Genomic DNA, 22109 nt, shown 5'->3' on the forward strand with positions numbered 1-22109 from the left:
GTTTATCCGCATTTTCACCTGTATATGCCCGGAGACGGGCTTTTTCTGTTTATTTGGAGGAAGGTTCCAATGAAGCTGACAAAGACATGGATAAGGCACGACGACTAAAAATACCGTATATAACAGCAATCAGCGTCAGCACTGCAGAAAACAAGTACAAATTAACGATGCCCAGATGATCTGCAATCCAGCCCATTAAAAGCAGCGATATACAAAAGGTCAAACTTGTCAGTGTGGCCTGGGCAGACAGCACCTTGGGCAAATCATGTACGGACACACTCATTTGCATCATCGTGCGGCGGGATACGACGGACATTTCCGCAGGTAGTCCCATCAACAACACGATAAGCAGCGTTAGTGGCGGTAATGTGTTCAGTGCATACCACGCTGTCAGCAGCCCGTAGCCTGCCATCCCCGCCAACATGGCGGGCAGCAGTCTGCGCTGCAAATGCTTGACGCAGGCGAGGACAACGATGCCGCCGCCAATCGCTCCTGCAAAATACGCTGCATTGATGTATCCCCACCATGCCTCACTCTTGTGCAAAACCTGCTGAGCGAAAGCAAGCGTGAACGCGCCTACCCAAACCGAACCCCCTAGAAGGTCAATCATATCCATAAAAATAAGAGCTTTCAGTCTGCGACTGGCTCCGATGAGGCTCCAGCCTTCACGGAGTATTTCCTTTTTACGTTTGGGAGGTAGTGCGGTGCTCTCTGATTCCGGGCCATACAGTGTATCTTCCAACCGTGCAGGAGGCAAGTCATGATGCCCTTGCCCGGACTCAGTACCAGTTTCGGAAACTGAGACATCTCCACCTCGCACCCTTGTTCCAGGTTGCAGCAAATAATGGGCTTTACCCTCTAGTGGATCTCGAATCAGACTGGTGAAGATCATTGCTACCATATACAGCCCGCCGGCCACCAGTAGTGTTTTTTCTGAGCCTAGCATGGCTACGAGCACACCACTAAGCCCCCACCCCGCTAATTGCACCGTCTGATCGCTGACCGATACCAGACTGTTTGCCCGCATGAGTCCTTCCCCGGACGCAAGGCGGGGAATCAGCGCATTACGCGCAGGCGTGGTCCATCCGTCCAAAAAGGACATGGCTGCCACCAACGTAAACACCATCACCCATATCGGCTCCGTACCCGCTGACCACAAGTGGCCCAGCAGAACAGCAAAGAAAGCCAATTGCCCGAACTGAGAAACGAATAAAATAAAAGGGAGCTGGAATCGGACCAAAATGAGCGGTGCTAAAAAGCCGCTGATCATCTGTGCCCCCATTCGCAGCAACGGGACGAGTACCGAAGAGAAGATCGAGTCCGTTTCATGAAAAACCAGAGACACAAGTGCCATAATGTAAAGAATGTCGGCCGCATTGGACATAGTCTGCGTGCCAAGCAAGTAGGTAAAGGAACGCTTGTGCATATAAATAGAATACTCCTTTGTTAATGTAGCTTTTTACAGCAAGATGATTAGGTCCATTTCAGGGTTACACGAAGATTGCCGGTACTTCCTAAATCCGTAATTTGATAAGAAATGGATTTCAAACCGAGTTGATATAAGGATTGTAAATCCTCCTTGAGACTTCGCTCCGTTCCCTGATAGGCAAAGGTAAGTGTCGTCCCTCCCTTATTTACAATCTTACGCACCTGTTCCTTAATGTCGGCGGATGTTTTAACCAGACCCTTGCCGTCTTGCAGCGGATATTCGAGGGTATTGTACAGTTTTTGATACACAGCAGCCTTTGATCCTCCGGTAGCTACCAGTGCTGATAAGGTTTCCCGATACGATGTATTCGCCTGAGGATACGGCTTAACCCATGAGTGATCCCGCCGCATTTCGGTATCCGTCAACAGATAATATGAAGTGCTTACCTCGTTCGCGCGATCCGGGGTTGGATCATCCCATGTCGTATCCATGTGATACCATCGACCATCTAATAAAACAAGATTCCAGGCATGCAGCTGGCCCCCTGCTCTTCCTTCCACAATCCGGTTCGTAATGCCTGCACGTTCCAGCATTTTATAGGCCAGCAGTGAATAACCCTGACAGACCGTGCTTCCCGTTTTCAGGCCATCATAGGCTGTGTACTTTTGTTGTGCTTCATCATACTTCAGGCGAACGACGATCCAATCATGAATGGCCTTTACCTTCTCATGATCCGTCATTCCCTTCGTAATAATATCCCCCAGCACTGCTTTAACTGTGCTATCCACATATGCTGTCTGTTCCTTAGTCTCCCGGTAGCTTAAACGAATCGTAACCTGAGCGGAGGTCGTTGTGCCTGTATAGCTGAATGCGTAGCTTTTGATCGTATAATTCACATACGGATCGCTCTCCATGGCCTGTTGGATGGCCGTCTGTAATTGTTGCTTGAGACCGTTCACTCGCCCTTGATATGTAAAGGTCAGCGTTTCACTCCGCGTAGCCATTGCCTGTAAAAGCTTGTTCTGAAGCTGCTGCGATGATACGGATGGAGCCGGCTTGGTCGATGCCGCATACACATTGCTACCCCACTCCACAGCCTGCGGCAGCAACACAGCCAGCGCTGCACCCGCAACCAGACATTTTACAAGCCTAACCCCGATTTTTCTGTTCATACAGAGCGTTCCTGCCCTTCTTAGCATAGTTGTAAACAGCTATATCTTACCATAAAAACAGTTGCCCCAAACGCTCTAGTTTTGTCGGTTGCAGACGAGTAAGGGAGTAGTTCAAGACAGGGTGTGACATTATACTCGCCTATATAACAGATGGGACAATGAGCAGACTTGTCGTTCGCAGAGAGTTTTATCACAGCAATCTAGGTTTCCTCATGATATGGTACTGGCATCGGAAGTAAATGATATTGATTCTCATTCTAGATCAGAAAGGCTGAGCACCATGCCAGAATGTATCTCACTCCTTCGTACGCCACTGGGTCAGACTGTGCGTTTGCAATCTCTTGCCCCTCTTCATCCCTCATTGCGCCGCCGCTTAACAGATATGGGTATCAACGAAGGTTCCATCATACGATTAAAGAAAATCAGTTTATTGGGCGGTCCTATCGTCATTGAATGCAACGGCCAGCTGGTTGGCCTCCGTCAAAATCAAGTGAAGCAACTGGAGGTTGTTCCAACATGGACATGATCGCTCTATTCGGTAATCCCAACACAGGAAAAACCTCATTATTCAACAAGCTGACTCGTACGTATGCAGAAGTAGGAAACTGGTCCGGCGTCACAGTGGAAAAGAAAACAGGAATCCTGCGTGACAAGTCTGCCGTATTGGTGGATTTGCCGGGCGCCTACTCTTTACTCCCTCTTTCGCTGGATGAAGGTGTCGCAACTCGATATTTGCTGGAAGAACCTCCTACGGCCCTGATCAACATTGTGGATGCCTCCCAGCTCCAGCGTAATCTCTATCTAACCGTACAACTACTGGAGTATGGCCGTCCGCTTGTACTTGGCTTAAACATGACTGACGTAGCCGATGCCACGGGTCTTCGTGTAAACAAGGAATTGTTAGCCGATCAGTTGAACGTTCCCATCATTCCTATGGTGGCGCGTACAGGCAGTGGAAGTAAGCAAATGCTCGCTTCTCTTCGGGAGGTAAGACGTACATCCAATGCTTTTCAATTGGACTATGGCCCTGCCGTTGAAGCTGCTATTACCGATATTTGCGACTTGCTGCCAAATGCACCTGTGCCGCAACTGCGGTGGGCCGCACTGCAATGTCTGGAAGGCAATCCTGTCGTCATGGAATGGATGACGAATGAGGTACAGCGTGAACAAGTAACTGTGCGCATCCACCGTTGCGAGGAAGAACTTCTCGGTGAAGGCCATGCCATCACCCCTGCTCAGCATATTCGTTCTGTACGAACAGCATGGATTGCTGATCTGTGCACCAAGGCACTCGACACCTCCAAACTCAGACCGCACAGCTTGACGGATAGGCTGGATGCACTATTAACTCACCGATATCTGGGGGTTCCGATCTTTTTGCTGCTGATGTACGCTACCTTCAAGTTCACCTTCGATTGGGCGGGTACGATCCTTTCAGATATGTTGGATGGATTTTTTTCAGGGACACTCAGCACTTGGATTTCTGAGTTACTCGTTCACTTGAACGCGTCCGCTTTTACACAAAGTCTAGTCGTGGACGGCATCGTGGCTGGAGTCGGGGGTGTGCTTGTTTTTCTGCCTCAAATTGCTATTTTATTTCTGATAATTTCAGTGATCGAAGACTCCGGGTATATGGCACGGGTCACGATACTAATGGATCGCCTGATGCAATCCGTTGGCTTGAACGGGAAAAGCTTCATTCCCTTCATCATCGGATTTGGCTGCAATGTCCCTGCGATTATGGCGGCACGCACCATTGAACAGCCCAGAGAACGTCTCATTACAACATTGCTGGTGCCCTTTATGTCGTGTTCGGCCCGCCTGCCGGTATATGCGTTGTTTGCGGGTGTGTTTTTCCCAACACATGCGGCAAGCATCATCATGCTGATGTATGTGTTAGGAATCATCGTTTCACTTATACTTGCCAAAATTTTTTCCAAAGTATCCATTTTGTCGGGTGAGCCCTCCCTCTTCATCGTGGAACTTCCTCCCTATCGAGTGCCGCAGGCTCTTACACTATTCCGCAGCACATGGGAGAAGGTCAAAGGCTTCGTCCGTAAAGCTGGAACAATTATTCTTGCAGGTTCCGTTGGCATCTGGCTCTTGTCCAATTTCGGTCCGCAGGGCTTCGGGGCAGAAATGGATGACAGCCTGCTTGCCACCGTTGGAGGTTGGTTCGCTCCATTACTGGCCCCTCTCGGTTTTGGCACCTGGCAAGCAGGTGCTTCCCTACTCACAGGCTTTATGGCCAAGGAAGTTGTCGTATCAACGATGAATATTATTTACCACGTTCCTGATATGCAGGGACTTGAACTACAAGTCAGACAGGCCTTTACACCGCTTGCCTCTTTTAGCTTTATGGTGTTCATTCTGTTGTATGTTCCGTGTCTGGCTACGGTAGCGGTCATTCGTAAAGAAACCCTTTCGTGGCGTTGGACCGCATTTTCTGTGATCTATCCTTTGACCGTCGCATATATCATCGCCGTCTTGATCTATCAATGTGGCAGATTATTAGGTTGGGGTTAAGTCAGGCCCTACAGTAAATAAAAGGAAGTGGATTCCATGATCAATATCATCATTTTATTGGCGATCCTCGGTTATAGTGCGTGGGTGCTGGTACGATTTTTGCGAAAAAGCCGTCAAGGCGCCTGTGCGGGGTGTTCGTCGAGCAAGTCATGTCCTGGCTGTGCCGGGAGTTCTATGAATGAAGATCATGCGAAAATCGAGAAAAGTATTTAATTCAAACTCATCATCACATGAAAAAAAAGCGGCTCCGGGGGTTTCTTACACCCGAAGCCGCTTTTCATTTACGCTCAAAACTCACCGTATTCAGCGATATACTGCCAAATGCTCACTTAGCTCTCGCGTATGCAGGTAAACTTCACGGTACAGTTCGTATAGGCCTTCATACCGTGCCACATGTTCCGGGTTTGGTGAATATCTCGCTGCTTCACGCAGAAAAGCTTCAGCACACGCTTGCAGAGATTCAAACCAGCCACTACCATAAGCAGCCAGCATGGCCGCCCCCAAGGCAGGTCCCTGCTCGCTTTCCAGCTTGATGATATCCGCATTAAAAATATCTGCCTGCATTTGCAGCCATGCCTCATTACGTGCACCGCCACCGATGGAAATGACTTCGTTCACCGTTTTGCCCGTTCCTCTGAGAATATCAATGGATTCCTTGAGCGAAAACGTAATTCCCTCCAGTACCGCCCGTGTAAAATGCGCAAGCTTATGCCCCGCATCCATCCCGATAAAGCTGCCTCGAATGGTTGCATCTGGATGAGGTGTACGTTCGCCGACGATATAAGGCGTGAACAGCAGCCCTTGGCTGCCCGGCTCAATAGAGTTCACATCTGCCAACAGTGCATCAAAAGAATGCTCTGGTGCAAAGGTATCCTTAAACCAAGTCAAGCTGTATCCGGCCGCGAGCGTAACCCCCATAATATAATAAGCATCCTGCTCACTATGATTAAAAAAATGCGCCCGCCCCTGCACATCAATATCCTTGCGTTCCTCATAAGAAAGTACAACCCCTGAGGTGCCGATGCTGCACAGGGTGCGGCCTTCGCTCAAAATGCCGGCGCCAATCGCGCCACATGCGTTGTCCGCACCACCTGCAAAGACCTTCGTTTCAGGCGAAAGCCCGCTCTGCTCCGCAATCTCCGGCAGTAGCGTACCCGTCTGATCAAAGGATTCCACTAGCGGCGGGAACAGCGACAACGGTAGGTCAAACGCGGCAGCGATCTCTTCGCTCCACTGCTTGTTCGCAATATCCAGCAGCAGCGTGCCCGCCGCATCCGAATACTCCGTCGTCAGCTCTCCTGTCAGACAGTAGCGCACATAATCCTTGGGCAGCATAAAATGTGCCGCACGGGCCAGCACGTCTGGCTCATGCTCCTGCACCCACAGCAGCTTGGGCAGCGTGAAGCCTTCCAGCGCGCGATTACGTGCGATGTTCAGCAGCTCCGATCCGAGCTTTTCTTCAATACGACGGCATTGTGCTGTTGTACGCGTGTCATTCCACAGAATAGCCGGACGAAGCACTTGGCCTTCCTTGTCAGTCAGCACAAGCCCGTGCATCTGTCCCGAAAAGCTAATACCGTCCACGGCATCTGTGCCGCCGATTCCAGCCTTCTCCACAAGCTGTTTCAGTGATGCTAACGTGCCACTGACCCAGTCCTCAGGGTGCTGTTCGCTATACCCTGCCTTCGGCTGATGGAGCGGATAAGACTGAGAGGTTTCATAAGACACCTGTCCCTTGCGGTTAACCAGCACCGTTTTGACCGCGCTGGTACCCAAATCTACGCCGATGACATAGCGTTCCTGCTCCTGATTTAGCTTCTCCTGCATTGGAGTTCCTCCTTCCCTGTTATCGTACTGCCCTTATAAGTTCTGGCATTAGTCAGCTAAAATGTATTGATTTAATGTTGCTTTCAGATATTCCTGACGACCGGATACGTTTTTGCGTGGTGTTTCGTTCGCCAAAGCATATTCAGCAAGAGAAGCAAGCGTTGCTTTTCCGGATACGATGTCTGCTCCAATACCTTCTTTAAAGCTGCTGTAGCGCTTCTCAATAAAGTCTTCAAACACACGATCTTCGATCAGTTTGGCGGCTACCTTCAGTCCCTTCGCATACGTATCCATACCTGCGATGTGCGCAAGGAACAAGTCTTCTGGCTCAAATGATGCTCTGCGCACCTTGGCATCAAAGTTGATACCGCCACGGCCCAAGCCTTCATTTTGCAGCACTTCATACATGGTCAGTGTGGCATCATACAGATCAACTGGGAATTCGTCCGTATCCCAGCCCAGCAGCAAATCTCCCTGATTTGCATCCAGTGATCCCAGCATGCCGTTAATCCGTGCTACACGTACTTCATGATCAAAAGTATGCCCCGCCAAAGTTGCATGATTAGCTTCCAGATTAAGCTTGAAATGCTGATCCAGATCATATTTTTGCAGGAAGGCAATCGTCGTCGCCGCATCAAAATCATACTGATGCTTCGTTGGCTCCTTCGGTTTTGGCTCAATCAGGAACTGAGCGTCAAAGCCGATTTCACGCGCATAGTCTACGGCCATATGGAACATACGTCCCAAATTATCCTGCTCCAGCTTCAAATCCGTGTTCAGCAGTGTTTCGTAGCCTTCACGGCCTCCCCAGAAAACATAGTTATCTGCGCCCAGACGTTTGCCCACTTCCAACCCTTTTTTAATCTGAGCAGCTGCGTGTGCGTATACATCTGCATTGCAAGTCGACGCAGCTCCATGCAAATAACGTGGATGGCTAAACATGTTCGCCGTATTCCACAGCAGTTTTTTCCCCGTAGCTTTCATATGTTCCTCAATCAGATCCACGATGGTATCCAAATTGCTGTAAAATTCCTTCAATGACGCGCCTTCTGGTGCAATATCCACATCGTGGAAAGCAAAATAAGGTAAATTCAGCTTATCCAGTAGCTCAAAGGCAGCTTCTACACGTGCCTTCGCCAAATCCAGCCCGGTAAACTTGGACCATGGACGTTCCGCTGTTTCTACACCAAAAGGATCAGAGCCGCCTGCAACCAGTGTATGCCAATAGGCCATGCTAAAACGCAAATGCTCCTCCATCGTTTTTCCCGCTACAATTTCCTGTGGATTATAAAATTTGAACGCAAAAGGATTGTCGGATTGCTTGCCCTCAAAGTTAATTTTAGATACCTGTTCGAAATAAGCCATTATAAGTTCCTCCTTTATAGTAAACGTTTACAAAAACGATTCTAGCACAGCTAAAAGACTTTGTCTATTGCTTAAACTAAGTTTGTTTTTATGATATAATATCAGGAATTACACCAACAGGAAGTGAATTAACATGAATGTCACTGGCGATCAGGCGCTTGTCAAAAAGCTGAATAAATCCATTGTGCTGGAGCGTATTCGCCTTCATGCTCCGCTATCCCGCGCACAGTTATCCAGTCAAACTGGATTAAACAAGGCCACCGTTTCCAATCTGGTGGCAGAGCTCATCACCGATGGACTTGTGTATGAGACGGGATTAGGGGAATCCAGCGGCGGGCGTAAGCCTTTTATGCTACTGTTCAACAGCCGTGCAGGCTTTGTACTCGGTATTGAGGTGAGTGTACAGTACATCAAGGGCGCTCTGACCGATCTGGCAGGTACCATTGAAACCGAGCTTACCTTTTCCCTAACCCAGCATGATCCTGCCTTTGTTATGGAACAGATTCGAAAGCTCGTTCAGGAGCTCATGCAGGTCACTCCTCCCTCCCCTCATGGTATCGTCGGCATTGGGCTGGGGGTACCGGGTATGGTGGATGAAACCGGAACCGTTTTGTTCGCACCCAATCTGGGCTGGGAAGAGGTTCCGCTGCGGCGGCAGCTTGAGGCCGAGCTAGGTCTGCCCGTCGTAGTGGATAACGAAGCCAACGTCGGCGCACAGGGCGAGTTGTACTATGGTATGGACGGTGATCACCGACAGCTGGTGCGGGATCTGGTCTACATCAGTGCAGGGTCCGGGATCGGGGCCGGGATTATCATTGACGGCAAGCCGTATCAAGGAGCTTGGGGGTACGCCGGGGAGACGGGTCATATGACCATTGATTGGAACGGACGGCTCTGCTCTTGCGGTAGTCGCGGCTGCTGGGAGCTGTATGCTTCGGAGAAGGCGTACGCAGCATCCACATTGAAACTGCCTGCACATAATACAGCGGAATTACTGCCGTTTGCTCAGCAAGGTGAAGCGAGTACATTAAGCGTCCTTAGTGATATTGGGCGATATTTGGGTGTGGGTATTACCAACATTGTGAACAGCCTCAACCCCGGAATGCTTATCATCGGCGGTCCACTGGCGGAAGCCAGACCTTGGTTGGAGCAAAGTATGCGTGAAGTGATTGACGAACGTGCCCTGCCCTATCACCGTCGGCAACTACAGATTCGTTTCTCCACGCTTGGCAGCCGTTCGACGATGCTAGGTGCCGCCTATGCAGCAACAGCTCCTTTTCTCGGGCGTGTACGCGTATCTTTATAAGAAAAAAAGCGTACGGGAACACTCAAGTTCCTGTACGCCCACTTTTCTCGAGATTTTGCAAAATCCTCTTCTTACAACCCGTTATTGGAGATAACATCCTTATACCAGTAGAAGCTCTTTTTTCGTTTTCTTTCTAGTGTCCCGTTACCGTCATTGTCTTTGTCCACATATATAAATCCGTATCTTTTTTCCATTTCAGATGAGGAATAACTGACCAAGTCGATCGCTCCCCAGCTGGTGTAACCCATGAGTTCAACCCCGTCTAGAATCGCTTCATGCATTTGTTCAAAATGTGCACGGAAGTAATCAATACGGTAATCATCCTGAATACTACCATCTTCCTCTACCTTGTCGTATGCCCCCAAACCATTTTCTACAATGAACAATGGTACTTCATAGCGGCTGTACAGCTCATTCAGAGAGAGTCTCAAGCCGACTGGGTCCACCTGCCAGCCCCAATCACTCGTTTCCAGATAAGGATTTTTAACGCCGCCAATCGTATTCCCACTGACTTTTTCCATGCCTTCACTATCCGCACTAGCAACCAACGACATATAGTAACTAAAGGAAATGAAATCCACCGGATGCGTCTTCAAAATTTCATCGTCACCCTCGAGCTTTTCAAACACGATTTCCTTTTCACGGAAGAAGCGTTTCATATAATGGGGATACGCTCCGCGAACCTGTACATCCGTGAAAAAATAGTTGAACTGATTATCTTTAAATGCTGCCAGAATATCCTGCGGATTACAGGTGTGCGGATACGTCGTTAGCCGGGTTAACATACAGCCGATTTTAGAATCCGGAATGATTTCGTGGCAGTATTTTACGGCCAGAGCACTAGCTATAAATTGATGATGCAGACCCTGATAAACCGCTAGCTCTACATTTTCAAAGCGCTCTGGTAAAATACCACCGCTCGTAAACGGATGGCGCACGATACTATCTATTTCATTAAAAGTGATCCAGTGCTTTACTTTATTTTGGTATCTTTTAAATACAGTCTTACAAAAATGGATAAAGAAATCTACAACTTTCCGTTGGGTCCAGCCTCCGTAATGGTTTACAAGATACATTGGCATTTCGTAATGGGACAGGGTGACAAGTGGCTCTATCCCGTTTTTATGCATTTCATCAAACAGCCGATCATAAAATTGCAGTCCAGCCTCGTTGGGCTTGTCCTCATCTCCGTTGGGGAAAATACGCGTCCAAGCAATAGAAACTCGCAACGTTTTAAATCCCATTTCACCAAACAATGCTAAATCTTCGGGATAGCGGTGATAAAAATCAATTCCCTGACGTTTGGGATAATCATGATCTGACGTGTCCTGCATCGCCTTTTGGATATGTTCCTCAGTCATTGAATTGTGTTTTTTATAATCAGCTTTGCTCACATTCTTTTTGTAAATAGCCATATCTGCTGTAGATATCCCTTTACCATCGACATTCCAGGCGCCCTCCACCTGATTTGCGGCTATCGCTCCTCCCCATAAAAAGCCTTTCGGAAATGTTCTTTTTATTTCTGTCATCTCTAGCTCCTCCTCTTTAATTTCTACTTATGACTCGTTTTAAGTGAATGATCAGATACATAAGTTCTTCATCCGGGATCAAAAGTTCGAATTTGGCTTCAATATATTGTTGAATCGATAACGCACACTTCTCTTCTTCAGGGTACTTGTTCACAATTTGGCTCATTAATTCTGGATCTTGAGAATCCAACATTTTATGCTCAAGTAATCTCTGAACAAAAAATTGAAGGTGCGTTAGAAAACGCGAATAGTTGATGCTGTGGGTATCCAGTTCGATTTGGTAATGCAGTTTAATGATGTTCAAAATGTCTTTGACCGTATTGGTCATCAATAAAACCTGGTTCATATTGTTATCGGTTTGTTGAGCATTAACCAAATGAAAGGCGATATTCGCCGCTTCCTCTTCAGGCAGTTCTAGACCGATACGCTTTTCAATCAAGGAGAGCGCATACAAGCCAATACCGAACTCTTCCGGATAAAACTTTTTGACCTCCCACAGCATCCGATTCTGAATCTTCATATTTTCTTTAAATCGTTTGGTTGCCATATACAGATGGTCTGTCAGGGATACATATAAATGCTCGTTCAAGTGACTGGATAGTTTATTTTTGGCATAAGATATGATTTCGTCTGCCAGAATCAAATACTCTTTGGGTGTTTCCTTCATTAGCGCCGTCAGATCAGAAGACATGCTTTCATTTTCAAGAACATATATCTTTTCAATCTCGTTCTCATCGACGAAGTCACCAGGTTTGCTTTTAAAGCCGATCCCTTTACCCATCACGATAATTTCTTTGTGATCCTCACGTTTGGCAAGAACAATACTCGTATTGAGAACTTTAATTACTTTCATATCCAGCGACATCTCACTTTCCAGGCTTGATTCCCCCAACAAACACACTGTTAAAGTACAGTAATTAGAGGCTTCTCCGGCCCTGTCTTTTCTGAACTTTCATGACCCATGATTTCCAGATAGTCCGCCGTGTTGGTCACAATAATCGGAGTTATCGTATCATACCCCGCCCTTTGTATAGCTTCAAGTTCAAATTCAATTAGAAGTTGTCCATGCTTAATTTCGTCCCCTTCCTGTACATGCACAGTAAAATGCTGGCCTTTCAGCTTAACGGTATCCAAACCGATGTGAATGAGCAGTTCTACGCCTTCAACTGATTTTAAGGCTATGGAATGCTTGGTGCGGAATACATTTGCTACGATGCCGTCAAAAGGTGCGACCACTTTTCCGCTACTTGGTTGAATAGCCATCCCTTTACCCATTGCTTCCTGAGAGAATGCTTCATCTTTGACCAGCAGTAAGGGAATTACGGTGCCCTCCATAGGTGCGAAAATAACGGTTTTAGATTTGAAGCTTTTACTTATACTTTGTGCTTTAGCAGGCTCGGGACGAGCTTCTTTTTTAGCCGGTTCGGTAACCGTATCTTGAAAGCCGATCATATAAACTGCAATAAAAGTCACAATGATCGAAATAGCCATCGTAATAAGCGCATATACCAGGTTAGAGTGATTTTCACTGATAAACATCGGCAGTGATGCAAAACCTGGACCCACAGCTGCATAAGCTTTTAAATTCATAAGACCTGCAAACAATCCGGCAACCCCGGCTCCAATCATACAGGCGAACAGTGTTTTTTTCAGGCGTAAATGTACGCCATACAAAGCGGGTTCCGTAATGCCGAATACCCCTGAAATACCTGCGGACAAAGCAATTTGTTTGAACTTGGGATCTTTCGTTTTCAGCGAGACGGCAAATGCACCCGCGCCTTGGGCCATATTGGAAGCCAACATGGCAACCAGTACCAATGTTTCATATCCTGGTGAAGCCAGCGCAGCAAAAATAATAGGATAGAATACTTTGTGCATGCCGAACATGACGATTAGCGGCATCACGATAGACATCAATACGACTGTAAGCCAGCCGATTCGTTCCTGAATCCAGAATACACCGTTGGACATACCTAAGCCCAAATACGTACCTAGAGGTCCTAAGGCAATGAGAGAAACAGGTGCGACAATCAGAATGACGATTAATGGTTTTAGAAATATTTTCACAGGTCCGGGAGAGATTTTATCAGCAAATTTCTCAATGTATGACATGAGCCATATGGTCAAAATAATAGGAATAACGGAGGTAGCGTATTGTACCGATGCTACGGGCAGGCCCGCAAATGTGACAGCTTTCTCACCTCCTAGCAAACTGATTAAGTTCGGATGAAGTAGCACACCCCCTAGGAGTACGGATACGAATGGATTAGTCTTGAATTTCTGCGCGCTGGAGAAAGCCAGCAGCATAGGCAGAAAATAAAATGCCGCATCCGAGATTACACTTAGGATCATATACGTTTGGCTTTCCTTGCTCATGATTCCGGTTACTGTGCATAGCAAGAGCAGTGCTTTTAGCATCCCTGAAGCGGCAATGGCCGGAATAATGGGCTGGAAAATACCTGCAATCATGCTCGCAAAACTATTGAACAATCCCTTAAAGCTTCGATCCATCTTCACTTTTTCGGCTTCATCGGAAGACGATTGATTCGGGTCCAGCAATTTGACTAGCTCATTGTAGACATAGCCTACATCATTTCCTATAATGATCTGATATTGTCCACCGCTATTCACGGCTCCCATAACTCCGTCCAAAGCTTTAATTTCATCTGTTTGTGCCAATTCCGGCTTACGAAGCGTCATCCGTAATCGAGTAGAGCAATGAATAACACTGTTAATATTATCGTTCCCACCCACTTTGTTAAAAATGGCTTGTGCGATATCTTTGTAATTCATGAGTTACACCTACCTTCTTAAAATAAGGAACAAAAAAAGACCTAAAAAGGGTAGGGAAAAATATCCTACCCAATCTAGGTCTTGCCTGCCGAACAGTAACACGCCTTTATTGGATATTGTGCTATTTAGTTAATTAGAAGTCATAATTGATGGTGCATTGATGAATTGTTACATAGAAGCAACCCGGGTTTTAAGCGCTTACAATTAAAATATAGCACCGATTATCTACAGATGCAATACTTTTCGACAAAATTCTCTCTTTGTAAAAAGAAGTAAAAAGACCTCCATCGCAGCATGTAACTGCAATGGGGGCCTTATTTAAACCATATAACGATCATAGACCGTCATCTGCTGTTAGATTGGATTAAGCGTTCAACACTTTTTCAAACTTGGTTTTGTTCATACCGGAAATACGTTCTTCCCCGATCAAAGTCAATGGAACGGCACGAATGCCCATATCCCAAACCTCTTGAGCAAAAGCTTCATTGGTTTCAATGTTGCGTTCTTCGTACTCCACGCCTTTTTCACTCAAATAGCTTTTTACTTGACGGCAATGCGGGCAGTTTGTAGATGTGTATACAATTGCTTTTTCCATGAATATCACCTCATCATTTATTTTGTTACATCATATTTATTCAACCTTGCGAAGATCATTACAGGGCCAGTGCGCTGTGCTCCAAGCTTTCGATGTATTTCTCGCTGTCCATAGCAGCCATGCAGCCACTACCTGCTGCGGTAATTGCTTGTCTGTAGCGTGTATCCTGTACGTCGCCACAAGCGAATACGCCTGGCACGTTTGTTTCGGAAGTCCCCGGATTTACGACGATATAACCGTTGGCATCCGTTGTAATTTGCCCCTCGAGGAAGCCTGTATTCGGATGGTGACCAATCGCCACGAATACGCCGCTAACTGTAATGATCTCCTCTTCGCCTGTTGCATTATTCAGCACTTTCAAGCCAGTGACTCCGTTCTCGTCAGCGATCACTTCTACAGGAGTACGATTGAGCGCCCATTCAATTTTGTTGTTCGCACGAGCACGATCCTGCATAATTTTGGAGGCGCGCATTTCTTCACGACGATGCACCAACGTTACTTTGGAGGCAAAACGAGTCAGGAAATTGGCTTCCTCCAGTGCAGAGTCTCCACCGCCGATGACAACAATTTCTTTGCCACGGAAAAAGAAGCCGTCGCATGTTGCGCAAGTGCTTACGCCACGTCCGATATTATCCTGTTCACCGGGAATACCCAAATATTTGGCAGTCGCCCCTGTGGAAATAATCAGTGTATCGGTAACCAGTTCACCCAAACCTTCTACATCCAATGTAAATGGACGAGCAGTTGTGTCTACCTTGTTTACCCAACCTGTGCGGAATTCAGCGCCAAAACGCTCTGCTTGCTTACGCATATTATCCATCAAATCGGGCCCCATGATTCCTTCAGGAAAACCTGGGAAATTTTCGACTTCCGTAGTCGTGGTTAATTGTCCGCCTGGCTGTGGTCCTTCGATCACCAGTGGGCTCATGTTAGCGCGTGCCAGATAAATTGCAGCGGTCAAACCGGCAGGGCCGGTACCTATAATAATGGACTTGTACATATCTTGGTTCCTCCTAAAATATCATAAGTATTATATAACGAGTTTTCGGCACCGGGCGCTGGGCAGCTGCATATACTCTAAAAGTAATTCCACCAGAAGCTTATCCCAAAATGTGGACACCCGGATATTGCAAAAACGAATCACTTGTTTTGTAGGTTCTTATGACTTAGACTGATTCTAAATCCTAATTTCATTATGCGGAAATAGCTGTAAACAGTCAAATGAAGTTTTCATGAAGCGAAGCTTAAAGATAAATCAGGTATGGAGGGATTATCCCGATTATGAATGACGTTTTTGTAGGTAGCTTTATTTCTGCCCTGTCCACTGGACTCGGCGCCGTGCCCATACTATTTATGCATAAAATCACGCATCGGCTTCGCGATGTTTTGTTGGCTTATGCCGCAGGAATTATGACCTCTGCATCCGTGTATAACCTCATTCCCGAAGCGATCCAGCATTCCAATTGGTTCGTGCTGACTGCGGGAATCCTGCTCGGCTGTCTCGTATTACTGGTGATGGAAATGTACATTCCCCATGCGGATTTGGAGGACCCGGACTCCAAGACCTTTCATCTGGAGTCCAAATCTTTTCTCATTATCGCAGCTATTACATTGCACAATTTGCCAGAAGGGCTTTCCGTGGGAGTCAGCTATGCAAGTGAGACTCACAATCTCGGCAATCTGATCGCCTTCTCTATCGGCCTGCAAAATGCCCCGGAAGGCTTTATCGTAGCACTATTCCTTGTGAATCAAAACATCGGCCGTTTCAAGGCATTGGGCATTGCTACCCTCACTGGAGCCGTGGAAATCATAACGAGTTTGATCGGGTTTTATTTGAGTAGCTGGGTGAACGGACTGGTACCTTACGGGCTTGCTTTTGCCGCCGGAGCCATGATGTTTATCGTCTACAAGGAACTGATTCCCGAGAGTCACGGGGATGGCAACCAGCGGATCGCCACATTCTCTTTTATTCTCGGCTTGATTACAATGATTGGGCTAACCGAATGGCTATAGCCGAGCAACACAAAAAAGCTGCCTTCTGCCTGTAATCCAGACAGATAAGCAGCCTTTTTGGCATGTTCACATGAAGGTACCTCATTTTTTTTGGTTCATGGAGCGCAGTGCTTCACGGTACTGCTCATCCTCACTTTTGTGAGTCTCCTTCTCTCCATTAGATATTTGAGAACGTTCATCCTTTTCTTCGTCTTTTCCAGCAAAACCACGTAAAGCCGCACGATAATCCTGATCCCCGTAAGCACCTTTGATGTTCTCGCGATCCTTTTCCACCTTCTTATCCGTCTGGATATCCGGCATATTGCGATGCTCCTCGGCATGGTGTTCTTCGACGTCGAGATTTTTATGCTGCATCTCTCGCGTATGATCTGTCAATTCACGCACCTCGGGTTCCGCCTGCACAGGATAAGGACGTTTGCTTCTTTGCCGTGTATCCTCTTCGGTGGGGTGAGTCTTGGGAGAGGACTTGCGCGTCATCTTCGTATTAAATACCAGCAAAAAAATAAAGGCAACCGCAGCTACTACGATAAAAGCAATGGTCATCGGCGGCCTCCTATTCTCTTTCAGCGCTACGGTACCGTCCCGCTATCTCAGCGACCCGTTTGCCCAAAGAGCGACCTAGTGCAAGATCATCACCCGTTGGAAGATTAGGCGGTCCATTGGGGTCTGTCTCCACCGGACATGTTATCCCTACGCCGTAATAGGAGCCGTATAACGCATTTTCCGTAATATTAGCTGGCAGTCCTACAACAATCATGCCTTGATGAAGCATCGGAGTAATCAAATTCAGAAGTGTGGATTCTAATCCACCATGAACAGTAGCGGTTGTGCAAAACACAGCGCCGATTTTATCCACCAGCTTGCCCTGTGCCCACAGATACCCCAGCTTATCAATCCAGCTTTTCAGACCGCTACTAATGGTACCAAAATGGCCCGGGCAACCCCATATGATCGCGTCCACATTCACTAGCTCGTTCACGTCGGCCTCGTTCACATGCTTTAGCAACACTTCCGTGTGCTCAAGGCGCGCGCCTTCTGCGATGGAGCGAGCGAGACGTTCGGTATGCTCATTTTCACTGTCATATACAATCATGATTCTGGTCGTCATTATGCGCATCATCCTTTGTCAGCAAAATTATCCTTTTCGCATGCGCTCTTAACCTTGCCCAAAATCCATCTGAATATTATGAATCGTTTGACGCATACTTTGAAAATCCAAGAACTAGGGAGGCATGTTACACATGAATTCACGCGCCATATTAGTCAACCTGCTAGTTATTATCATTATTCTGGCAGGAGGTGGAGCCGCCGCCTATTACTATAATCAATCCGCCAACTACATAAAAACCGATAATGCCCAAGTGAGCGGACAAGCGGTTACCGTTGCCTCTCCAAGCGCGGGCAAGCTCACAGGCTGGAATGCTGAAGTTGGTAAAACCTACACCGCTGGAAGCACGCTTGGGAATATAGAAGGAGGCGGAAGCCGAATTACCGTTACGATTCCAACCGATGGTACCATCGTGCAGCAATCTGCGGTCAATAACTCGATTGTTGGGGCAGGCACGCCCTTAGCGAAGGCTTTTGATCTAAACAATTTATGGATTACCGCCAATATAGACGAAACGGCTGTACAGGATCTTCAAGTAGGACAGACCGTAGATGTATATATTGATGCTTACCCGGATACGTCCCTGAGCGGTAAACTCGAAAAGATCGGTCTGGCGACCGCATCAACTTTTTCACTACTGCCCACTTCCAATACCACTGCCAACTATACCAAGGTAACACAGGTCGTGCCTGTCAATATTTCCATTCAAGGTTACAAGGGGCTGGGTATTATCCCGGGAATGAGTGCGACCATCAGAGTTCACAAGTAGGAGGCTGTCATGGATCAAAAAATGTCCGTCGGACGTATTCTGTCCGTGCTGCTGCTAGGCGCCTTCATTTCTATTTTGAATCAAACGCTGCTTAACGTGGCCATTCCACACTTGATGAATGATTTCAATGTATCTGCAACGACCGTTCAATGGCTATCCACCGGATATATGCTAACCAACGGGATTTTGATTCCAATCACCGCTTTTCTGATTGAGTCATTCGGAACACGTGCGCTGTTCATATCCGCGATGGGGTTATTTACTGCCGGGTCTGTCGTCTGTGCTGCCAGTACCGGCTTTGCGCCTATGCTGGTTGGACGCGTTATCCAGGCCAGCGGAGCGGGCATCATCATGCCTGTGGTCATGAACGTGTTCCTGACTGTGTTTCCTCCGGAAAAACGGGGCGCTGCCATGGGTACCATGGGGATCGCCATGATGTTTGCCCCGGCGATTGGACCGACTTTATCCGGCTGGATTGTGGAGCATTACAGCTGGCGGCTGCTATTTTTGCTGGTTATTCCGCTGGCGATCATTGATATTCTGTTCGCCATACGCTGGCTCAAAAATGTATCCAAGCTAACAAAACCGAACTTTGACCTGTTGGGAACCATCTTTTCCACCCTTGGTTTTGGCTTTCTGCTGTATGGCTTTAGTTCAGCTGGAGACAAAGGCTGGAGTAGCAATACGGTAATACTTACACTCGCTGCCGGGATTGTGTTTATTGTAATGTTTATCGTACGTGAGCTGAACATGATACAACCGATGCTGGAGTTCCGTGTGTTTAAATATGATATTTTCACTGTATCGACCTTAGTCGGGGCTACCGTCAACATGACAATGTTCGGCGGGATGCTGCTGCTGCCGATCTATTTGCAAAATATACGCGGCTTTACACCGCTGCAATCCGGTCTGCTGCTGTTGCCGGGTGCACTGCTGATGGGTGTGATGTCACCGATATCAGGGGCAGTATTTGACCGTATCGGCGCGAGGCCGTTGGCGATCATTGGACTGATCATTACGGCAGTCACGACATGGGAATTCAGTCTGCTGACCGATGCCACCACCTACGGACATATTATGATCATCTATACGATTCGCAGCTTCGGAATGTCATTGCTGATGATGTCCGTCCAGACGGAAGGGCTAAACCAGCTACCTGCCCATCTCGGTAGCCACGGTACAGCCATGTCCAACACAGTACGGCAAATCGCTGGGTCTATCGGTACCGCTTGGCTCATTACTGTAATGAGCAGCCGGACCACGATTCATGTAGCGGATTATGCGAATGTCGCTACCACCGCCAATGTTCCTTTAACCGAAGGAGTAGCACAGTTGGGACAAACCCTCGCGCAAACAGCGGGCGTTTCAACAGAAAGTGGTTCAGCGTTGGCGCTACAACAGGTGTACCGCAGTGCTGTTACGGAATCGACGATCCATGGCATTAATGATGCCTTCATCATTGCTACAGGGATTGCGCTTGCAGGGCTATTGTTTTCCTTGTTCTTGCGACGGTCTACACCGCGACGAAGATAGACGTACAGCGTTAGCGAACTAGAGGTATGAGATGAACTTGCCTTTCAGACAGATAGGCTAGTACTGCAAAAGAAGGAGCATTCACCCCCTTGGATTTTAAGAGGTATGAATGCTCCTTCCTGTTTGTTATCTTGTAATTATTAGTCCTATGACCGCAATAAGCGCAGGCCATTCAAAATGACAAGTAATGTGCTGCCTTCATGCCCAATAACCCCAAATGGCAGGGCTATATCTTGCACAAAGTTGCTGATCACAAGCAGCAAAATGACACTTACCGCGAAGATCATATTTTGTTTGACCACCCGCTGCGCCTTGCGCGCCAGTGCTATCGTCGGAGCAATCTCCTCGATTCCATCGTTCATCAGTACCACGTCAGCGACCTCTAGCGCTGCTCCGCTGCCATGCATCCCCATGCCTAGTCCTACGGTTGCCGCAGTCAACGCTGGAGCGTCATTCACACCGTCGCCGACCATGACGACATGCCCGTACTGCTCCCGCAGCATGCGAATATGGCTGACTTTGTCCTCCGGCATTAAGCCAGCATATACGGCGTCGACTCCGGCCTGCCCCGCGATCACAGCAGCCGTTTCTGGACGGTCTCCGGTCAGCATGACGACCCAGATCCCCTGCGCTTGCAGGCGTTTCACGGACTCTTGGGCCTGCGGACGCAGCTCGTCGCGTAGTGCCAGCATCCCGGCAATCCGATCATCCGCGAGGATAATGGATACGGTTTTGCCCTCAGCTTCCAGCCGGGCCCGACTCTCCATCCACTGTGGCTCTGCCAGAGGACTAGGTCCATCCAGTACATTTGTACGACCGATTTTCCACTTCACCCCGCCTATGATGCCTTCCATCCCCCATCCGGTGAGTGCCTGCACTTGCTCGGTTGGGAGCAGCTCTCTCTGTCCCAATTCAGCTTCGGCTTTGGCTACAATCGCTCGCGCCAGCGGATGCAAAGAATAACTTTCGATTGTAGCGACAATGTGCAATAGCTCATCGGCATCGTATTCTGCGGCGGTAATCCAATCCGTGACGACAGGTGACCCCATCGTTAACGTGCCTGTTTTGTCAAAAGCAACAACAGAAGTCAATGCCATATTCTCCACATGTGCGCCACCTTTGAACAGGATGCCCCGCCGGGCACGGTTGGAAATGGCCGATAGCATCACTGGCATAATGGATGACACGAGCGCACAGGGTGAGGCCACGACGAGGAACACCATAGCCTTGTAGAACGCTGCTGCCCACGTCCAGCCTAATGCTATGGGTGCACCGGCAATGACGATCAGCGTGACAGCAACAACAATTCGAGCGTACACCGATTCGAACGTTTTAATAAACCGCTGGGAATCAGGAACTTCGGTCTGAGCCTCTTCCACCATACGAATGATTTTTGAAAATAAAGTGTCCTCCGAGGACTGACTAACCTCTACATATAGCACGCCTTCTCCATTAATGGTGCCGGCATATACTTCGTCACCTTCCACCTTATTTACCGGAACAGATTCACCGGTAATAGATGCCTGATTCACTGCCGAAACGCCCTTGGAGATTCGCCCGTCCGCCGGAATCAGTTCGCCCGGCTTCACCAGCAGCAGGTCGCCTGGCAACAGCTGCTCAATGCCGACCGTTTCCGTCCCCTCGCGAGACAAGCGCAAAGCCGTTTCCGGCTTCAACGCCATGAGCTCAGAAATATCCTTACTACTACGCTCGGTGGTATAGCTCTCCAGCGCACCACTGAGTGCAAAAATAAAGATCAGCATGGCTCCTTCATTCCAATAGCCAATGGCCGCAGCTCCTAGGGAGGCAGCGATCATGAGCAGATTAACATCCAGATCATGTTCTCGGATCAGTGTTTCGATCCCTTCTCTGGCTTTGGACCAGCCCCCAAGGGCGTAAGACACCACATACAGAATGACCGATAGCCATTGCCACCAATGTGAAATCCCCCATGCCATTAGCATCAGCAATCCACTACCTAGAGCAGCTTGCATCTCCTTGTTTTTCAGCATGCTTTTAAGCTGAAATTGCGGCTTGCGATTCGGACCGGGTCGTCCGCTGCCACTGTTTTTTGAAAGGGTTCGGTTAGAGGAAGACAATGTATCTTGTAATCGTTGAGCAGCTTGCATCATGTCACGTTCCTT

General features: G+C 48.0%; 19 protein-coding genes. 7 read left to right on the plus strand and 12 right to left on the minus strand.

Annotation, left to right across the window (positions count from 1 at the left end; genetic code table 11):
• Positions 1 to 49: 49 nt before the first annotated feature.
• Positions 50 to 1426, minus strand: coding sequence for an MFS transporter (locus tag JOE49_RS01345; RefSeq protein ID WP_071558246.1), 1377 nt, complete (start codon positions 1424 to 1426; stop codon positions 50 to 52).
• A gap of 47 nt (positions 1427 to 1473) precedes the next feature.
• A complete protein-coding gene (locus JOE49_RS01350; RefSeq protein ID WP_053326096.1) occupies positions 1474 to 2601 on the minus strand; it encodes a transglutaminase domain-containing protein in 1128 nt (375 codons plus the stop codon).
• Positions 2602 to 2881: 280 nt separating this feature from the next.
• On the opposite strand from JOE49_RS01350, the gene JOE49_RS01355 reads away from it, so the two are divergent.
• The 3 genes from JOE49_RS01355 to JOE49_RS01365 are packed head-to-tail and all read left to right on the plus strand — an operon-like array spanning position 2882 to position 5340.
• Positions 2882 to 3127 (plus strand): FeoA family protein, encoded by a 246-nt coding sequence (locus JOE49_RS01355; protein ID WP_016820309.1) that lies wholly within the window; start codon positions 2882 to 2884, stop codon positions 3125 to 3127.
• Entirely contained in the window at positions 3118 to 5127 is a 2010-nt protein-coding gene (gene feoB, locus JOE49_RS01360; RefSeq protein WP_071558245.1) for a ferrous iron transport protein B, read from the plus strand. Before JOE49_RS01355 ends, feoB begins: the two co-directional genes overlap by 10 nt.
• Positions 5128 to 5163: 36 nt before the next feature.
• A complete protein-coding gene (locus tag JOE49_RS01365; RefSeq protein ID WP_023990309.1) occupies positions 5164 to 5340 on the plus strand; it encodes a FeoB-associated Cys-rich membrane protein in 177 nt (58 codons plus the stop codon).
• Between the two features lie 90 nt (positions 5341 to 5430).
• On the opposite strand, the gene xylB is transcribed toward JOE49_RS01365, so the two are convergent.
• Together xylB and xylA are read right to left on the minus strand one after the other, a co-directional pair.
• Positions 5431 to 6954, minus strand: coding sequence for a xylulokinase (xylB, locus tag JOE49_RS01370; protein WP_209940444.1), 1524 nt, complete (start codon positions 6952 to 6954; stop codon positions 5431 to 5433).
• A gap of 48 nt (positions 6955 to 7002) precedes the next feature.
• A complete protein-coding gene (gene xylA / locus JOE49_RS01375; RefSeq protein ID WP_013311966.1) occupies positions 7003 to 8319 on the minus strand; it encodes a xylose isomerase in 1317 nt (438 codons plus the stop codon).
• Between the two features lie 133 nt (positions 8320 to 8452).
• On the opposite strand from xylA, the gene JOE49_RS01380 reads away from it, so the two are divergent.
• Entirely contained in the window at positions 8453 to 9625 is a 1173-nt protein-coding gene (locus JOE49_RS01380) for an ROK family transcriptional regulator (RefSeq protein WP_160788948.1), read from the plus strand.
• Positions 9626 to 9696: 71 nt separating this feature from the next.
• On the opposite strand, the gene JOE49_RS01385 is transcribed toward JOE49_RS01380, so the two are convergent.
• From JOE49_RS01385 to trxB, 5 genes are all read right to left on the minus strand, one after another.
• Positions 9697 to 11154, minus strand: coding sequence for a glycoside hydrolase family 1 protein (locus tag JOE49_RS01385; RefSeq protein WP_209940445.1), 1458 nt, complete (start codon positions 11152 to 11154; stop codon positions 9697 to 9699).
• Positions 11155 to 11170: 16 nt separating this feature from the next.
• On the minus strand, positions 11171 to 12007 hold the full coding sequence (licT, locus tag JOE49_RS01390) for a BglG family transcription antiterminator LicT (protein WP_023990314.1): 837 nt from the start codon (positions 12005 to 12007) through the stop codon (positions 11171 to 11173).
• Between the two features lie 50 nt (positions 12008 to 12057).
• Positions 12058 to 13947, minus strand: a complete 1890-nt coding sequence (locus tag JOE49_RS01395) for a beta-glucoside-specific PTS transporter subunit IIABC (RefSeq protein ID WP_209940446.1) — start codon at positions 13945 to 13947, stop codon at positions 12058 to 12060.
• 364 nt (positions 13948 to 14311) lie between these two features.
• Complete coding sequence (locus JOE49_RS01400; RefSeq protein ID WP_007432162.1) at positions 14312 to 14542, minus strand: glutaredoxin family protein; 231 nt, start codon at positions 14540 to 14542, stop codon at positions 14312 to 14314.
• A 58-nt stretch (positions 14543 to 14600) separates the two neighbouring features.
• Positions 14601 to 15542 carry a thioredoxin-disulfide reductase gene (trxB, locus tag JOE49_RS01405; protein ID WP_023990316.1) on the minus strand — a complete coding sequence of 314 codons (942 nt, stop codon included), beginning with the start codon at positions 15540 to 15542 and terminating at the stop codon, positions 14601 to 14603.
• Between the two features lie 281 nt (positions 15543 to 15823).
• Here trxB and JOE49_RS01410 point away from each other — a divergent pair, with 281 nt between their 5' ends.
• Complete coding sequence (locus tag JOE49_RS01410) at positions 15824 to 16555, plus strand: ZIP family metal transporter (RefSeq protein ID WP_209940447.1); 732 nt, start codon at positions 15824 to 15826, stop codon at positions 16553 to 16555.
• 81 nt (positions 16556 to 16636) lie between these two features.
• Here JOE49_RS01410 and JOE49_RS01415 read toward each other — a convergent pair whose 3' ends face one another.
• Complete coding sequence (locus tag JOE49_RS01415; RefSeq protein WP_160788945.1) at positions 16637 to 17098, minus strand: hypothetical protein; 462 nt, start codon at positions 17096 to 17098, stop codon at positions 16637 to 16639.
• Between the two features lie 10 nt (positions 17099 to 17108).
• Positions 17109 to 17663 (minus strand): NAD(P)H-dependent oxidoreductase, encoded by a 555-nt coding sequence (locus JOE49_RS01420; RefSeq protein WP_023990319.1) that lies wholly within the window; start codon positions 17661 to 17663, stop codon positions 17109 to 17111.
• A 133-nt stretch (positions 17664 to 17796) separates the two neighbouring features.
• Between JOE49_RS01420 and JOE49_RS01425 the strand changes: the two genes are divergently transcribed.
• Together JOE49_RS01425 and JOE49_RS01430 are read left to right on the plus strand one after the other, a co-directional pair.
• Positions 17797 to 18432, plus strand: a complete 636-nt coding sequence (locus tag JOE49_RS01425) for an HlyD family efflux transporter periplasmic adaptor subunit (protein ID WP_071558241.1) — start codon at positions 17797 to 17799, stop codon at positions 18430 to 18432.
• Positions 18433 to 18441: 9 nt separating this feature from the next.
• Entirely contained in the window at positions 18442 to 19965 is a 1524-nt protein-coding gene (locus JOE49_RS01430) for a DHA2 family efflux MFS transporter permease subunit (protein WP_023990320.1), read from the plus strand.
• A 146-nt stretch (positions 19966 to 20111) separates the two neighbouring features.
• On the opposite strand, the gene JOE49_RS01435 is transcribed toward JOE49_RS01430, so the two are convergent.
• Positions 20112 to 22094 (minus strand): heavy metal translocating P-type ATPase, encoded by a 1983-nt coding sequence (locus JOE49_RS01435; RefSeq protein WP_245248516.1) that lies wholly within the window; start codon positions 22092 to 22094, stop codon positions 20112 to 20114.
• Between the last annotated feature and the right edge of the window lie 15 nt (positions 22095 to 22109).

This window comes from Paenibacillus sp. PvR133, assembly GCF_017833155.1.
Lineage (GTDB): Bacteria > Bacillota > Bacilli > Paenibacillales > Paenibacillaceae > Paenibacillus > Paenibacillus polymyxa_B.

What these genes read in the sequence shown, in the direction of transcription:
- JOE49_RS01430 (WP_023990320.1), top strand. Translation starts at nt 18,442, where the DNA reads ATGGATCAAAAAATGTCCGTCGGACGTATTCTGTCCGTGCTGCTGCTA.
- JOE49_RS01435 (WP_245248516.1), bottom strand. Translation starts at nt 22,094, where the DNA reads ATGCAAGCTGCTCAACGATTACAAGATACATTGTCTTCCTCTAACCGA.
- xylB (WP_209940444.1), bottom strand. Translation starts at nt 6,954, where the DNA reads ATGCAGGAGAAGCTAAATCAGGAGCAGGAACGCTATGTCATCGGCGTA.
- JOE49_RS01355 (WP_016820309.1), top strand. Translation starts at nt 2,882, where the DNA reads ATGCCAGAATGTATCTCACTCCTTCGTACGCCACTGGGTCAGACTGTG.
- JOE49_RS01350 (WP_053326096.1), bottom strand. Translation starts at nt 2,601, where the DNA reads ATGAACAGAAAAATCGGGGTTAGGCTTGTAAAATGTCTGGTTGCGGGT.
- JOE49_RS01425 (WP_071558241.1), top strand. Translation starts at nt 17,797, where the DNA reads ATGAATTCACGCGCCATATTAGTCAACCTGCTAGTTATTATCATTATT.
- JOE49_RS01410 (WP_209940447.1), top strand. Translation starts at nt 15,824, where the DNA reads ATGAATGACGTTTTTGTAGGTAGCTTTATTTCTGCCCTGTCCACTGGA.
- licT (WP_023990314.1), bottom strand. Translation starts at nt 12,007, where the DNA reads ATGAAAGTAATTAAAGTTCTCAATACGAGTATTGTTCTTGCCAAACGT.
- JOE49_RS01365 (WP_023990309.1), top strand. Translation starts at nt 5,164, where the DNA reads ATGATCAATATCATCATTTTATTGGCGATCCTCGGTTATAGTGCGTGG.
- xylA (WP_013311966.1), bottom strand. Translation starts at nt 8,319, where the DNA reads ATGGCTTATTTCGAACAGGTATCTAAAATTAACTTTGAGGGCAAGCAA.
- JOE49_RS01400 (WP_007432162.1), bottom strand. Translation starts at nt 14,542, where the DNA reads ATGGAAAAAGCAATTGTATACACATCTACAAACTGCCCGCATTGCCGT.
- JOE49_RS01345 (WP_071558246.1), bottom strand. Translation starts at nt 1,426, where the DNA reads ATGCACAAGCGTTCCTTTACCTACTTGCTTGGCACGCAGACTATGTCC.
- JOE49_RS01420 (WP_023990319.1), bottom strand. Translation starts at nt 17,663, where the DNA reads ATGACGACCAGAATCATGATTGTATATGACAGTGAAAATGAGCATACC.
- JOE49_RS01380 (WP_160788948.1), top strand. Translation starts at nt 8,453, where the DNA reads ATGAATGTCACTGGCGATCAGGCGCTTGTCAAAAAGCTGAATAAATCC.
- trxB (WP_023990316.1), bottom strand. Translation starts at nt 15,542, where the DNA reads ATGTACAAGTCCATTATTATAGGTACCGGCCCTGCCGGTTTGACCGCT.
- JOE49_RS01385 (WP_209940445.1), bottom strand. Translation starts at nt 11,154, where the DNA reads ATGACAGAAATAAAAAGAACATTTCCGAAAGGCTTTTTATGGGGAGGA.
- JOE49_RS01415 (WP_160788945.1), bottom strand. Translation starts at nt 17,098, where the DNA reads ATGACCATTGCTTTTATCGTAGTAGCTGCGGTTGCCTTTATTTTTTTG.
- feoB (WP_071558245.1), top strand. Translation starts at nt 3,118, where the DNA reads ATGGACATGATCGCTCTATTCGGTAATCCCAACACAGGAAAAACCTCA.
- JOE49_RS01395 (WP_209940446.1), bottom strand. Translation starts at nt 13,947, where the DNA reads ATGAATTACAAAGATATCGCACAAGCCATTTTTAACAAAGTGGGTGGG.